Annotated in this window: 14 protein-coding genes; 2 read left to right on the forward strand and 12 right to left on the reverse strand. The window is 63.8% G+C overall.

The features are described from left to right. Positions 1-469: 469 nt before the first annotated feature. The 8 genes from JQ575_RS34015 to JQ575_RS34050 all read right to left on the reverse strand — a co-directional run bounded on the left by JQ575_RS34015 (position 470) and on the right by JQ575_RS34050 (position 9545). Positions 470-628 carry a hypothetical protein gene (locus JQ575_RS34015; RefSeq protein ID WP_212037544.1) on the reverse strand — a complete coding sequence of 53 codons (159 nt, stop codon included), beginning with the start codon at positions 626-628 and terminating at the stop codon, positions 470-472. A gap of 145 nt (positions 629-773) precedes the next feature. Continuing rightward, positions 774-959, reverse strand: coding sequence for a hypothetical protein (locus JQ575_RS34020; protein ID WP_212037546.1), 186 nt, complete (start codon positions 957-959; stop codon positions 774-776). Positions 960-966: 7 nt separating this feature from the next. Beyond that, the gene (locus JQ575_RS34025; RefSeq protein WP_212037547.1) at positions 967-1344 is read right to left on the reverse strand and encodes a hypothetical protein; all 378 of its coding nucleotides are present in this window, start codon (positions 1342-1344) and stop codon (positions 967-969) included. Between the two features lie 181 nt (positions 1345-1525). Continuing rightward, entirely contained in the window at positions 1526-4486 is a 2961-nt protein-coding gene (locus tag JQ575_RS34030; RefSeq protein ID WP_212037548.1) for a bifunctional [glutamine synthetase] adenylyltransferase/[glutamine synthetase]-adenylyl-L-tyrosine phosphorylase, read from the reverse strand. Continuing rightward, positions 4483-5949 (reverse strand): ATP-binding protein, encoded by a 1467-nt coding sequence (locus JQ575_RS34035; protein WP_212037550.1) that lies wholly within the window; start codon positions 5947-5949, stop codon positions 4483-4485. The genes JQ575_RS34030 and JQ575_RS34035 overlap by 4 nt, the downstream gene beginning before the upstream one ends. Beyond that, entirely contained in the window at positions 5933-6613 is a 681-nt protein-coding gene (locus JQ575_RS34040) for a response regulator transcription factor (RefSeq protein WP_192734724.1), read from the reverse strand. The genes JQ575_RS34035 and JQ575_RS34040 overlap by 17 nt, the downstream gene beginning before the upstream one ends. A 378-nt stretch (positions 6614-6991) precedes the next feature. After that, positions 6992-8596: a Do family serine endopeptidase gene (locus JQ575_RS34045; RefSeq protein WP_212037552.1), complete on the reverse strand. Its 1605-nt coding sequence runs from the start codon at positions 8594-8596 to the stop codon at positions 6992-6994. A gap of 229 nt (positions 8597-8825) precedes the next feature. Next, positions 8826-9545, reverse strand: coding sequence for a TetR/AcrR family transcriptional regulator (locus tag JQ575_RS34050; protein WP_212037553.1), 720 nt, complete (start codon positions 9543-9545; stop codon positions 8826-8828). A gap of 164 nt (positions 9546-9709) precedes the next feature. Here JQ575_RS34050 and JQ575_RS34055 point away from each other — a divergent pair, with 164 nt between their 5' ends. Then, a complete protein-coding gene (locus JQ575_RS34055) occupies positions 9710-10123 on the forward strand; it encodes a hypothetical protein (protein WP_212037555.1) in 414 nt (137 codons plus the stop codon). 44 nt (positions 10124-10167) lie between these two features. Then, entirely contained in the window at positions 10168-10683 is a 516-nt protein-coding gene (locus JQ575_RS34060; protein WP_212037557.1) for an MAPEG family protein, read from the forward strand. 8 nt (positions 10684-10691) lie between these two features. Here JQ575_RS34060 and JQ575_RS34065 read toward each other — a convergent pair whose 3' ends face one another. The 4 genes from JQ575_RS34065 to ccmE all read right to left on the reverse strand — a co-directional run bounded on the left by JQ575_RS34065 (position 10692) and on the right by ccmE (position 14259). Then, positions 10692-11213: a DUF1993 family protein gene (locus JQ575_RS34065; protein ID WP_212037558.1), complete on the reverse strand. Its 522-nt coding sequence runs from the start codon at positions 11211-11213 to the stop codon at positions 10692-10694. A gap of 82 nt (positions 11214-11295) precedes the next feature. Continuing rightward, a complete protein-coding gene (locus JQ575_RS34070) occupies positions 11296-11790 on the reverse strand; it encodes a cytochrome c-type biogenesis protein (protein ID WP_212037560.1) in 495 nt (164 codons plus the stop codon). Between the two features lie 4 nt (positions 11791-11794). Further along, positions 11795-13777 (reverse strand): heme lyase CcmF/NrfE family subunit, encoded by a 1983-nt coding sequence (locus tag JQ575_RS34075; protein WP_212037561.1) that lies wholly within the window; start codon positions 13775-13777, stop codon positions 11795-11797. Further along, positions 13774-14259 carry a cytochrome c maturation protein CcmE gene (gene ccmE / locus JQ575_RS34080; protein WP_212037562.1) on the reverse strand — a complete coding sequence of 162 codons (486 nt, stop codon included), beginning with the start codon at positions 14257-14259 and terminating at the stop codon, positions 13774-13776. Before ccmE ends, JQ575_RS34075 begins: the two co-directional genes overlap by 4 nt. Positions 14260-14273: the final 14 nt, after the last annotated feature.

Below are 14273 nucleotides of genomic sequence, written 5' to 3' on the forward strand. Positions count from 1 at the left end.
CATAAGAATGCTGCACATGAGCATACAGGGCAGCGGAGAACATCCGACATTCCCTGCGCAATGGCTTTACGGCTTATAACGCGCTCTCCCCGGTGAGACGGCCTCTATTGCCACCGTCACCCCTCGGAAGCGTTAGCTCCCGAAAGACTTGACGCCGTTACGGGCGCCAGGACCACACGCCTTCACCGTACGCATCAGCCGCGACCGTCAATCGCAACATCAGCGTCCACCGCAACCCGCCCCTCGTTGTGACGATGGCCAACGCCCCTCTGAGTGGGACGGGATGGCTATTGATGTGCAGGTGATTTGGGGTCGAAGGAAAGGAAAATATTTTTGATTTTCGGAAATTTTGGACTTGACACTGATTTCTGTAAATCGGAACTGATTTGCCCGTCGGGCAAATTTTGTTGATTGCGCTCGCCTTTTTTGCGTCATTCCCGATCGGCAATTGCGTATCGTACAAGACACCTCAATCAGCGTCGGTAATTTTTCCTTTGCCGGTACAGGCCACGCACTTGGCCGGATAGATTCTGCGGATTGCCAGCACAGGCTGCTTCACCACGGGGAAGCCCGTTCCCTTGCAGGCGGAGCACGTATGCTCCCTGATTTTTTGCGTCATGATTTTCATTCGCTGCCTCCTAGGTGGTGATCCCGCCAATATGCACGCTGGCCGCCCCAAGACGCTGATCAATATTGCTCATCCTGTGCGAATTTGTACAAGCGGCGGCGGGTCGGGAAAAAGCGCAGCCTGGGTCGATTTGGCGATACAGCTATCATTTCCTTGAAATGAGAAACGCCAATTTCATGTCATTGTGCAAAATGGACTGTTCAGCCCGATTATCCCATTTAAGGGATACGCTCGACCAATTCCTCTCCGTGACGGTTGCCTGATCGCCTTCATCTGCACCCCAGCGAATGCGACTACCGACCTTGAGATTCCTTGATTCATCGCCGGTCATGGTCGACTCATGTCCCCGGTGGCCGCGGCCCCTGGAATTGGATGCCGCACTTCTTGATGTTTGCAGCTTGTTCAATGGCAACCATCTGCCCCTTCATTTGGGCAAGCTCGGCTGCGGTCTGCTTGTCGCCGCCGACGAAAAAAGCGGCTGGCCAAAAGATGACAACGGCCGCAGCGGTTGCCAGGCCGTCGTTGGTTCGCTTTTGATCCTGAACGCCCGATAGCGAAGCGGCCCGCGTTGAAACGGCCTGTGCTTCCTGAGCCAGTTGCTGACACGTATAACTCTGATACGCGACCGGCGAGACGTAGGCCGGCATGATATCAGATGAACTCGACGCACAGCCAGCCAGCGCGGTGCAAAGCACCACGATCCCGAGATTTCGCATTTTTGACTTCCCCCTGCCCAAGAGGTGTTGCGCCTACTGTGGCGGGAACACAAGGCACTCGCAGGCAGTTTGGCGCTTCCCAGTATTAGTACTGCCTTCCCGCCAAATGATGCGCGGGATTTCCATGGCCAACAAAAGGTTGCTGCTTAGCGAATCCACGACGCATCGCGTATCCTGTGAATTACCCCCCACCCACCAGCGCCATAAACACCCGTCGCACCTCGGCCTCGGTCTCCCGCACCCTCGCCGCCAGCGTCGAGAAATCCGGGGTGTCGCCGGCGCGGGCCATCACGCGCTGCAGATTTTCGCCTGCGGTTTCCGGGTTGAATTTGCCGTTCACGCAGAGCCGCAGAATCTGGGTCAGGTCGTGATAGAGCCGCGTCGCGGAGCGCAGCACTTCGGCTTCGGCTTGCGGCAGCACGCCTGACCGGGCGGCGTTGTCGAGCACCTGCAGCGTCGAGACGCTGAGGATTTCGGGCTTCTGAGCCGCGTAAGCGAGCTGCAGATATTGCGCGATGAAGTCGATGTCGACGAGGCCGCCGGCGGCGAGTTTCAGGTCCCAGATGTCGTCCTCGCCCTTTTCCAGCGCGATGGCGCGGCGCATGTCGGCGACGTCGGTCGCCGTGCTGGCGGGATCGCGGGAGCGGACCAGAACGCCGCGGATGATGTCCTCGATCTTCTTGCGGAACGCAAGGGACGCCGAAATCACCCGCGCCCGCGTCAGCGCCATGTGCTCCCAGGTCCAGGCCTCGCGTTCCTGATAGTCGGCGAATGAATCGATCCGCGACGCCACCGGGCCGGCGCGGCCCGACGGGCGCAGCCGCATGTCGACGTCATAGAGCACGCCGTAATTGGTCCGCGTCGTGAAGGCCGAGATCAGGCGCTGGGTCAGCCGCGCAAAATACTGCGCGCCGTGCAGCGACCGTTCGCCGTCGGAATCCGGATGCTCCTCGTCAAAATCATAGAGCAGGATCAGATCGAGATCGGAAGACGCCGTCATTTCGCGGCTGCCGAGCCGGCCCATCGCGAGGATCGCGGTCTCCTGCCCTTTGATCCTGCCGTATTGGGTCGCGAACTGGTCGGTGACGAGGCCATGCACGGTGTTCACGATGCCTTCGGCAACATCGGCAAAGGCGACGCTGGCCTGCTGCGCCGACACGGTGCCTGAAAGAATGCGCGTGCCGATCAGGAACAGGCTTTCCTGGCCGAACAACCTGAGACGGTCGAGGAAGTCCTCGTAGGAATCCGCGTCCTTCAATGTCGTCGCGAGGCGCGCGGACAATTCCTTCTGGTCCGGCATCGCGCCGAAGAAACGAGGGTCGATCAAGCCGTCCATGATCTGCGGCTGGCGCGCCAGCATGTCGCCGAGCCGCGGCGCCGCGCCGAGGATCAGCGCCACCAGTGCGACGAGATCGCGGTTCTGGCTCAATAGCGAGATCAACCGCCCGCCGCGCTGCAGCGCGCCGAGGAAACGGTCGAACGCCGTCACGGCGTCATCGGGGTCTTCGGCGTGCGCGAGGCCGTCGATCAGGCCGGGGATGAATTCGATGAACGCGCTCTTGGTGGCCTCGTTGCGCAGCCCGCGATAATCGCCCGCCATCCATTGCTGCAGGGTGCCTGCGACCATGATCGGCTTCTTGAAACCGAGCGAGCCGAGATGGTCGAGCAGCCGCTTGTCTTCCGGACCCGCGCCGTAATTGACGTCGGGCAGCTTTACGGTGCCGGTCGGGTCGCCCTCGAACAGCTTGCTGTAGTGCCCCTGCACGATGTTGAGGTGACCGAGCAAATCCTTCGCGAAAGCGGCGCGGCTCTCATAGCCGAAGAAGTTTGCAAAACGCGCCACGGCATCAGGGTCGTCCGGCAGCGCATGGGTCTGCTCGTCGGATATCATCTGCAGCCGGTGTTCGACGCGGCGCAGATATTCGTAGGCGATGGTGAGCTCTTCCAGCGCCTCAAACGTGATCCAGTTGCTGGTCGCCAGCACCTGCAACGCCTGCAGCGTCGGCCTCACCCTCAGATGCGGATGCCGGCCGCCTGCGATCAATTGCTGGGTCTGGGCGAAAAATTCGATCTCGCGGATGCCGCCGCGCCCGACCTTGACGTTGTGGCCCTCGACCGAGATCTCGCTCTGGCCGCGATAGGTCTGCATCTGCCGCTTCATGTCGTGGACGTCGGCGAGCGCGGCGAAGTCGAGATGCTTGCGCCAGACGAACGGGGCGAGTTCGGCAATCAGCGCCTCGCCGGCCCTGGGATCACCGGCGCAGGGCCGCGCCTTGATCATCGCGGCGCGTTCCCAGGTACGCCCTTCCCGCTCGTAATAATGCAGCGCCGCGTCGGTCGACATCGCGACCTGAGTCGAGGCGGGATCGGGCCGGAGGCGAAGATCGACGCGGAACACATAGCCGTCACCGCTGCGCTGCTGCAAAATCCGTGCGAGCGCCTGCGTGACGCGCACGAAGAACGGCGCCGGCTCGATGTCGGCGACGAGCGAGGTCGCAGCAGGATCGAAAAACACGATCAGATCGATGTCGCTGGAATAGTTCAGTTCGCCAGCGCCCATCTTGCCCATCGCGAGCACGATCAGGCCGCAGCCTTCCTCGGGCCGGTCGGGGTTGGCTGCATTCATCCGGCCGCGCACGACCTCCTGGCGGAGCAGGAACCGCAACGCCGCCTGCACTGAAGCGACCGCGAGATCGGTCAACGCCGCCGTCACCCGCATCACCGGCCAGACCCCGCCGATGTCGCACAGCGCGGTCATCAACGCGGCTTCCGCCTTCATGCGGCGAAGCAGATGCATCACGTCGGCTTCGCTGGCCGCATTGAATACGTCGTTGGTGGTTTTCTCGATCAGCGTGGAAAGGTGCGACTCCGGGTCGCACGCCAAGAGGCGGATCAGCCGCGCGGCGTCGGCGCGGATCAGATCGAACAGATAGGGCGAGAATTCCGCGATCCCGAGCAGGATGCGCCTGGCGAACGGCTGCGCCAGCACGGCCTCGAGCGCAGCCGACTGCGCCGGCTCCAGTTCGGAGAGCCAGGCTGAAAATATCTGTTCGGCATTGCTGGAAGCGGAGACATGCGGCCCGTCCACGAAGCGCGCGGCGAGGCCCTGTCCTTCCGCGTTGCCCGGCGCGGATGAGTTCATGCCACCTTCTGTGGCACATCCTGCGTTTGAGCCGCAAGCCTGTCACCGGAGGCCGCGCGCGCCGGAATGGCCAGCGTCGCGACCAGGCCCGGATGCGCATCGCCGAGCCGCAATTCGCCGCCATGCAGGGTTGCGACCGCCGAGGCCAGGCTGAGGCCGAGGCCGGAACCGGGCAGCGTCCGGCTGGCTTCCAGCCGCACGAACCGTTCCACCGCGTACTTGCGATCGCCTTCGGGAATGCCGGGGCCATGATCGGTGACGCTGAGCAGCACGGAATCGCCCTCGCGCCGCGACTCGATCAGGATTTCCTTCGATCGCGCCGCCACGGCGGCGTCCAGCGGCTGCACCGCCGGATCCGGCTTGCCGTATTTGATCGCGTTCTCGACCAGATTGGCCAGCGCCTGGCTGATCAGTTCGCGGTTGCCGTGCAGGGCTGCGGGTGCGGCCCTGACGCGCAATGTCAGCCCGTCGTCTTCAGCCAGCGGCTCGTAGAGTTCGTGGATGCCCCGGGCGACGTCGGCGGCGTCGAAATCGTCCATGTTGCCGCGCGCCTGCCCGGACTCGGCGCGCGCGATCATCAGCAGCGCGTTGAAGGTGCGGATCAGGCCGTCGGATTCCTCGATGGTCCGTTCCAGCGCGGCGCGGTATTCGCTCTCGCTTCCGGAACTCGCCAAAGCCTCCTCGGCGCGGTTGCGCAGCCGCGTCAGCGGCGTCTTCAGATCATGGGCGATGTTGTCGGAGACTTCCTTCAGCCCCGTCATCAGGGCCTCGATGCGCTCGAGCATGGCGTTGAGGTTTTCCGCGAGCCGGTCGAGCTCGTCGCCGCTGCGGCCCACCGGCAGCCGGCCGGAGAGATCGCCGGCCATGATGCGTTGGGTGGTGCCGGTCATCGCGTCGATCCGGTGCAGCACCCGCCGCGCCACGAAGATGCCGCCGCCGAGACCGAGCACGATGACGACCAGCAGCGACCATTGCGCGGCGTTGGCGACGATGCCGAACATCCGCCTTCGTTCCTCGAGGTCGCGTCCGACCAGCAGCCGAAAACCGTTGTCAAGCTGGGTGACGCGCACCAGCGCGCGATGGTGGGCGGTGTCCTGCTCGTCGAGCCGGCGGTACGCCGTCTCGGACCAGCCCGAAGAGGCCATTACGCCCGGAGACAGCGATTCGACATTGCCGCCGAACGCCGTTCCCGCCGGCGTGGTGACGAGATAGAGGTTGGCGCCGGGCCGCAGCGTGCGGCGGCCGAGCGTGAGGGCAAGGCCCTGCAGCCCGCGGCGAGCGTAGATGATCTCGATCTCTGCGATCTCGGCGTTGACGGTCGCGGTGATCTGCTCGTTGATCAGCCGGCGCGTATTCCAGGCGAAATAGCCCAGCAGCGAGGCGGCAAACAGCGCAAACAAAAACAGATAGACCAGCGTCAGGCGAAACGCCGTGGTCCGGATCAGTTTACCGAATGCCGTCACGGATCATGTATCCGGCGCCGCGGATCGTATGCAGCAAGGGCCGCTCAAAGCCCTTGTCGATCTTGGAGCGCAGCCGCGAGATATGCACGTCGATGACGTTGGTCTGCGGATCGAAATGATAATCCCAGACGTTTTCCAGCAGCATGGTGCGCGTCACCACCTGCCCTGCATGCTTCATCAAATATTCGAGCAGGCGAAACTCGCGGGGCTGCAGCGTCAGCTCGTCCTTGCCGCGGGCGACTCGGTGCGACAGGCGGTCGAGTTCGAGATCACCGACCTTGTAGGTGGTTTCCTCGGCGGGACCGCCATGGCGGCGCGACAGCACTTCGACACGCGCGAGCAGCTCGGCGAATGAATAGGGTTTTGGCAGGTAGTCGTCGCCGCCGGCGCGCAGTCCCTTGATGCGGTCATCGACCTGGCCAAGCGCGGAGAGGATCAGGACCGGCGTGCGGTTGCCCTTTTCGCGCAGGCTGCCGATCAGCGACAGGCCGTCGCGCTTCGGCAGCATGCGGTCGACCACCAGCACGTCGTAATCGCCGCTGTCGGCGAGCGACAGCCCTTCCTCGCCGTCGCTGGCGAGATCGGCGATGTAACCGACTTCACGGAACGCCTTCACCAGATAGTCGGCGGACTCGCGGTCGTCTTCGATGATCAACAGGCGCATTTGGGAGGCGGTCGCGGTCTGAGAAGCGGTTGTGCTCACGTTGTGGGCCTTTTCTCACCATGGCGCGTGGCGCATGCCGATGCAAGGCAACGGGGAACCCGCGCAACTTTTTGTGTTCCCAGAGCTTCGGTTTCCGAAGCTCTGGATTCTTGTTTTGACGCGTTTTCTTCACGCAAACCGGTGCCCACTTTGCTCGAAAACGCTTTCGTGTAGAAAAAGCGGGCGGCGAGGCTGGGGGACCCCGCCGCCCTTTTCCCTTCCGACAGAGGGGGGCGTATTCCATCGAAAGGTAGCTGGAGGGAGCGAGTTTTGCACCCGCTCCCCGGAAGGAGCCGTCGGCGGGGGCGACTGTTGCCGGCGAAACCCTCCATCTCGTATTTAACCCTTCGCTACCGGCACTGCCACGAACCGCGACGAACCGCCGCTCTTCACGCGCATGAGAACGCTGCTCTTGTTGTCGGTACGCGCCGCGTTGATCGCATCACGCACTTCGCCAGCGGTAGCGACGCTCTTGCCGGCGACTTCCAGGATCACATCGCCTTCCTTGAAGCCGCGCTCGGCGGCCGCGCTCTTCGGGTCGACCTCGGTGACCACGACGCCTTCCTTGCCGGCGCCGGCCACGCTGTTGGCGGGGGCAACCGTCATGCCGAGCTTCGGCACGTCGGTTCCCTTGTTCGGCTTGGCCTTGTCGCCGTCGTCGATGCTGGCCTTGGCCTCAACGGTGTTCGGCAACTGGCCGAGCGTGAGGTTGACGACCTTGTCCGCACCCTTGTGCAGCACGTTGAGCTTGACCGCGGCTCCCGGCGCCAATCCGCCGATGGTGCGGGCGAGTTCTCGCGCATCCTTGACCGTCTCGCCGTTGACCGCGGTGATGACGTCGCCGGATTCGATGCCGGCCTTGGCCGCCGGACCATTGGCCTGCGGTTCCGCCACCAGCGCACCTTCCGCCTTTTTCAGGCCGAGGCTGTCGGCGATATCAGCGGTTACGGGCTGGATCTGGACGCCGATCCAGCCGCGGGCGACCGAGCCCTTGTCCTTGAGCTGGGCGACCACGCTTTTTACCGTGGAGGCGGGAATCGAGAACGCGATGCCGACGCTGCCGCCGGACGGCGAATAGATCGCGGTGTTGACGCCCATCACCTCGCCGGCGGTATCGAATGCCGGTCCACCCGAGTTGCCCTTGTTCACGGGCGCGTCGATCTGGATGAAATCGTCATACGGACCGTTGCCGATGTCGCGGCCGGAAGCCGAGACGATGCCGGCGGTCACGGTGCCGCCGAGGCCGAACGGATTACCGACCGCGAGCACCCAGTCGCCGATCCGCGGCTTGGAGTCGGACAGCTTTGCGAACGGGAAGTCGGTGCGGCCGGCGACCTTGATCAGCGCGAGGTCGGTGCGCGGATCGGTGCCGATCACCTTGGCGGAGTAGCTCTTGCCGTCGTCCATCGTGACTTCGACCTTGTCGGCGCCGTCGACGACGTGATTGTTGGTCACGGCATAACCGTCAGGCGAGATGAAGAAGCCGGAGCCCTGGCCGGTCACCGGGCCACGGCCGCCACGCGGGTTACCGCGCAGGCCGGGCGGCAAACCATCCGGTCCACCGAAGCGGCGGAAGAAGCGCTCCATCGGCGAGCCCGGCTGGAACGGCGAGTCGTCGTCACGGTTGGCGCTGTCGTCCTTGTCCTTGCTGGCAACCTTCTCGGCGATGTTGATCTTGACCGAAATCACCGACGGCTTCACGCGCTCGACGATGTCGGCAAAGCCGATCGGCCGCTCAACCTTGCGGACTTCGTTGTTGACCTGCGCGTGCGCCGCGCTGGTGAACACATCGACCGGGCCCGACGAAGGGCTGAAACCATAAACCGCGGCGCCGAGGCCGGCGACGACGGACGCCATCAGCGCGAATTTGCGCGCCGAGAACAGCGAGCGGCGCGGGGCGCCATAGGACGGAAGCGAGGAAAGATCGACGGGACGTTCAGTCATTTTCAGAAATCTCCAGATCCAGAATTCGACGGTGCGGGGGGCTGGGCACCTGACAGGACGGAAGATGGGGTCTGGCGCCTTACCGCGCGCTGGCGAGGGAATTAAACTTTTGTAATGGAGGCGGTTATGGCTGCGGCAGTTTAGCGCAGGCAATCCAAGGGCTTAGCGCCGGCCGAAAGTGGCGTTTTGAGGGGCATTGCAGCCTCCCTCATTTGCCGCAATGGCGCCGCTAACCGCCGCCGGATTTACTGGATTTTCTGGACTTGTTCCCGGATTTGCTGCTGGCGCCATTGGCCAGGATATCCGCCATGTTCTCGATTTCGCTGGCGTCGTCCCACTTTCGGTCGGGGGCGAACACGCACCGCGTCAGGAAATACCCGACATGCATGCAGTGCACGGCGCGGGCCAGCACCTCGACATCGACATCGCTGCGAAGCCTGCCGTCGGCACGCAGGTTCTCCAGGCTTTCGAGCATCGGTTCCCAGATGTGCCGCTGCCACAGCCCGGCCATCGCGCCTCTGATATCGTCGTTCTGAATCATCTCCGCGGTGACGGTGCGGGCGATTCCCGGGTTCTTGACCACCATCGCCATCTCCTCGCTGGCGGCCGCGATGAACCAGTCCTTCAGACTCGGGGCCCTCGCCTTGATCTGCCTTTCCCGCGTCTCCCACTGCCGCGTCAGGCCCCGCTGCAGCATGATCGGAAACAGCACGCGCCGGACCAGATCGTTCTTCGAGGGGAAGTAGCGAAACATCGTCTTCTCGGTGACCCCCGCGCGCCGCGCGATTTCGGCGGTGGTCGCGCCGTCGACGCCGCGCTCGCCGATCAGGGCGACCGCGGCGTCGATGATCGCCTTCTCCTTGGCGGTGGCCGGCGTGAGGAATTTTTCGGTCTCGCGTTCGAGATCGGCCAGCGACAGGCGGGATTTTTGAGCCGGTTTTTGATCCATGACCTTGAGAATTCCCGCTTTTTCTGGAGGGTATAGTGATCACTATCTTTTCGTATAGTGCCTACTTTACTCGATGTATAGTGCGTACTATACTCTTGACCGTCGTTACGCAAGCGCGCCGAGGCGCCGCCGCCCGCGATGCTTGCCAGCAAACGGAGATCACCATGACCGCGTCACGGCAAACGCTGCTTCGCACCAACGCCATCTTCCTGCTTGCCGCGTCCGCCGGCGGATTCTCCAGCGACGTGCTCGGTATCTTCTTTGGAGTGGGGCCGGTCGCCAAAATCGTCGCGGTCGCACCCTATTCCGGTCTCGGCTTCATCGAGGCGCACGGGCTGGCCTTCCTGATCGGCATCCAGATGTGGCGCGCCGAACCATCGCGCGCCTGGCATCTCACCGCCGTGGCGATCCATGTCCTGCTCGGCACCTCCAACCTGGTGTTCTGGCAATTCTTCGTCGCCGCGGACATGCTGGTCGTCGGCTACGTGACGACGGCGCTGCACGGGCTGTTCGTGGTGCTGCAACTGCTTGCTGCCGGCACCGCGGCAGCCCCGATCACCGGTCCCGCCCGGGCCTGAGCGAGACCATTTCGCATCTGTTTGAAAAATGATGGAGCTGGACTGTGACCCGCGAACAGAACACCGTTGCGATTGGAGCCGCGAGCGGTGTTTTGACCATGGTGCTGGCGGTTGCCGGCATCTACCGGCTTTGGCCGGATACCGCAGGCCTCACCGATATTGCCAGCCGATTAGCCTTCACGCTGAAGGCCAATGCGTTTGCGGCGATCCCGCTGCTGGTCGGCATCATCACCGTCGGCAACAACCGGTTTCTCAGCGAAGCCATCGATCCGACGCTGCACAAGGAAGACGCCGCGACCGAGATCAACGGCCGCGTGCTCGACAACACGCTTCAGCAATACGTGCTGTTCCTGGCGGGCACGCTCGCCCTCAGCGTCACGCTGACGGCAGGGCAGACCAAGGTCATTGCCGCCGCCGCCATCGTGTTCTTCGTTATGCGATTTGCGTTCTGGGTCGGATACCGGATCCATCCGCTGTATCGCGCCTTCGGCATGTCGTCGACGATCTACCTCAATGTCGGCATTCTCGGCACGGCGCTCTGGAAGACCCTGTGGGGATAGACCAGCCTTCAGGTCTTCAACTTCAGCCGGCCCATGAAATCGCGTTTGCCGAGCGGAACGCCGTTGGTGCGCAGGATGTCGTAGGCCGTGGTGGCGTGGAAATAGAAATTCGGCAACGAGAACGACATCAGGAAGCCTTCGGCCGTGAACGGCAATTTGCGATCGCCGAGCGCGAAGATGACGTCCTTGCCGCCGAGCGCATTGACCGCCTCCGGCGTCAGCGCCGACAAGGCGTCGCGGGCCTGCGTCACATGCGCCTGCAATCCGGCGAAGTTGAACGGGGTCTTGAACGACGGCGGATTGAAGAGGCCCTGCTGCACGCCCTCGATGGCGCCGCGGGAATGCTGAACGACGGAAATGATCTGAAAGCGGAACGGCAGCATGTCCGCTGCCAGCCGCGTCTCGACGATCGCTTCCGGATCGATGTTGTTCTCTTCAAAATGGCTCAGCGCGCGGTCGAGGAATCCGCTGACGGCGCCGAGGGTCTGCAGATAGTTCGCCACGCTGGCGTCGTAGAGCGAAAGAGCCATTGCGAATTCCCCCTTTGGCGATGTTGTTTTTGACGGCCGCAATGTAGCGGCGGAACCGGCCGGCTTGCAATCGGTACAGGCTTCAGGCCGGCTTTTCCGGCGACGTTTCCTTGGCGATCAGCCGCTCCAGGCGGGCCTCTTCCTCGGCCGTCAGCTTGAGCAAGCCTTCCGTGCCCGGGAATTTCGAACGGCGCCGGCTGTAGATCCACAGCGCCAGTCCGCCACCCAGCAGCGCCAGCGGCGGCAACAGCCACAGCACCAGCGTATGCGGGTTGAACCGCGGCCGCAGCAGCACGAATTCGCCGTAGCGCGCCACCAGGAAATCGATCACCTGCCTATTGCTGTCGCCGGCCGCAATCCGCTCGCGCACGAGCAGCCGCAAGTCGCGCGCCAGCGGCGCCTCGGAATCGTCGATCGACTGGTTCTGACACACCATGCAGCGCAGCTCGCGCGACAGATCGCGGGCACGGGCTTCCTTGCCCGGGTCCGCCATGATCTCGTCGGGCTGCACCGCGTAGGCCGCCGGGCAGCCGATCAAGAGGAACGCGGCAAATACGCAGGCCAAGAGCGCTTTCAATGGATCACTCCGCGGCCTGCAACGCCCGCGAAGCCTTCGCGGGCTTCGGCGCGCCGACGCGCAAGCGCCGGTCCGACAGCGACAGCATGCCGCCAAACGCCATCAGCACGGGGCCCCACCAGATCAAGAGCACCAGCGGCTTGTGATAGATGCGCACCGCGACCGCGCCTTCGTTCGTGCTTTCGCCGAGCGAGATATAGAGTTGGCTGGCACCCCGCGTCAGCAGCGCGGCCTCGGTTGTCGACGATCCCCGCGTGGTGAAATTGCGCTTCGACGGCGTCATCACGCTGAGCTTCTCGCCGTCGAGACGAACCGTGAACTGCGCGATCATCTCGCGGTAATTCGGTCCCTGCCGCTGCGTGACGCCGTCGAGCTTCAATTCGTAACCGGCAACCCTGGCAACCTCGTTCGGCTTCAAGGTGCCGATATATTCGCTGTTCCAGGTGGTCTCGCAGACGATCCCGATCAGCGCCACGCCGACGCCGGCATGCGCGAACGCGGTGCCCCAGGTCGCCCGTGGCAAGCCGCGCGCGCGTTGCATCGCGGTCGCAAAGGGGGCGCGGAACAACGCCGTGCGCTCGGCGAGATCGCACATCGCGCCGGCGATGACGAAGATCGCAAGCCCGATCGCGAGCGGTGCAAAGGTGCTGCCGCCATAGGTCCAGGCATACGCCACCGCAATCGCGACCAGCGCCGCGATGCCCGCCGCCGTCAGCCGCTGCGCCGCGCCGAGCAGGTCGCCGCGCTTCCAGGCCAGCAGCGGCCCGAACGACATCGCCATCATCAGCGGCACGAACAGCGGCCCGAAGGTCAGATTGAAGAACGGCGCGCCGACCGAAATCTTGTCGCCGGTCAGAACTTCCAGCGCCAGCGGATACAGCGTTCCGACGAACACCGTCGCGCAAGCCGTAGTCAGGAACAGATTGTTGAGCACCAGCGCGCCTTCGCGCGAGATCGGCGCGAACAACCCGCCCTGCTTCAGCGTCGATGCACGCCAGGCATACAGCGTCAGGCTGCCGCCGATGAAAAAACAAAGGATCAGCAGGATGAACACGCCGCGCGTCGGATCGGTCGCGAACGCATGCACCGACGTCAGCACGCCCGATCGCACCAGGAAGGTGCCGAGCAGCGACAGCGAGAAAGTCAGGATCGAAAGAAGGATGGTCCAGACCTTCAGCGCATTGCGCTTTTCCATCACAACGGCGGAATGCAGCAGCGCGGTGCCGGCGAGCCACGGCATCAGCGAGGCATTCTCGACCGGATCCCAGAACCACCAGCCGCCCCAGCCGAGTTCGTAATAGGCCCAGTACGAGCCCATCGCGATGCCGAGCGTGAGGAATATCCACGCCACCAGCGTCCACGGCCGCACCCAGCGCGCCCAGGCCGCATCGATCCGGCCCTCCATCAGGGCTGCGACCGCAAACGAGAACGAAATCGAGAATCCGACATAGCCGAGATAGAGCATCGGCGGATGCACCGCGAGGCCGATGTCCTGCAGCACCGGATTGAGATCGCGGCCCTCGATCGGCGGGGTGGCGATGCGCAGGAACGGGTTCGATGTCATCAGGATGAACAGATAGAACGCCGCCGCGATCCAGCCCTGCACCGCCAGCACATGGGCGCGCAGCGACAGCGGCAGATTATTGCCGAACGCCGCGACGAGGCCGCCGAACAACGCAAGGATCGCCACCCACAGCAGCATCGAGCCTTCGTGATTGCCCCAGACGCCGGTGATCTTGTAGAGCAGCGGCTTGGTCGAGTGCGAATTCTCGAACACGTTGGCGACGGAGAAATCGGAACTGACATGGAGCATCACCAGCGCCGTGCACGACACCGCCACGAACAGCAATTGCGCCAGCGCCGTGGAGCGCGCGACGTTCATCAAGGCGGCATCGCCCCAGCGCGCCCCCGCGATCGGCACCGTCGACTGGATCAGCGACAGCGCCAGCGCCAGCACCAGCGCGTAATGTCCGGCTTCCGCGATCACTTGGGCGCCCCCTGCATTGGCGCCGCCGAAGCGCTCGGCTTGGCGCCGTAATCGTCCTTCCAGTGCCCCTGCTTCTTCAGCGCGTCGGCGACGTCCTTGGGCATGTAGGTCTCGTCATGCTTGGCGAGCACGGTGTCGGCCCTGAACACGCCCGACGCGTCGATCGCGCCCTCGGCGACGACGCCTTGCCCTTCACGGAACAGGTCGGGCAGGATTCCCTTATAGGCAACCGGCAGCACGGCACTGCCGTCGGCGACGCTGAAATTCACCGCCAGATTGTCGCCGCGCACCAGCGATCCCGGCTGCACCAGGCCGCCGAGGCGGAAGCGCTTGCCGGCGGGAATCTGCTTCTCGGCCGCCATCGAAGGGGTGGAAAAGAACACGATGGAATCGCGCATCGCGTTCAGCACCAGCGCCGCCGCCACCGCGAGCACCGCGAGCGAACCGCCGATCATGGTCAAACGCCGCTGCTTGCGCGTCATGATAATCCTTTGGT

Source organism: Bradyrhizobium sp. JYMT SZCCT0428 (assembly GCF_018131075.1).
In the GTDB taxonomy this organism is placed as follows: domain Bacteria; phylum Pseudomonadota; class Alphaproteobacteria; order Rhizobiales; family Xanthobacteraceae; genus Bradyrhizobium.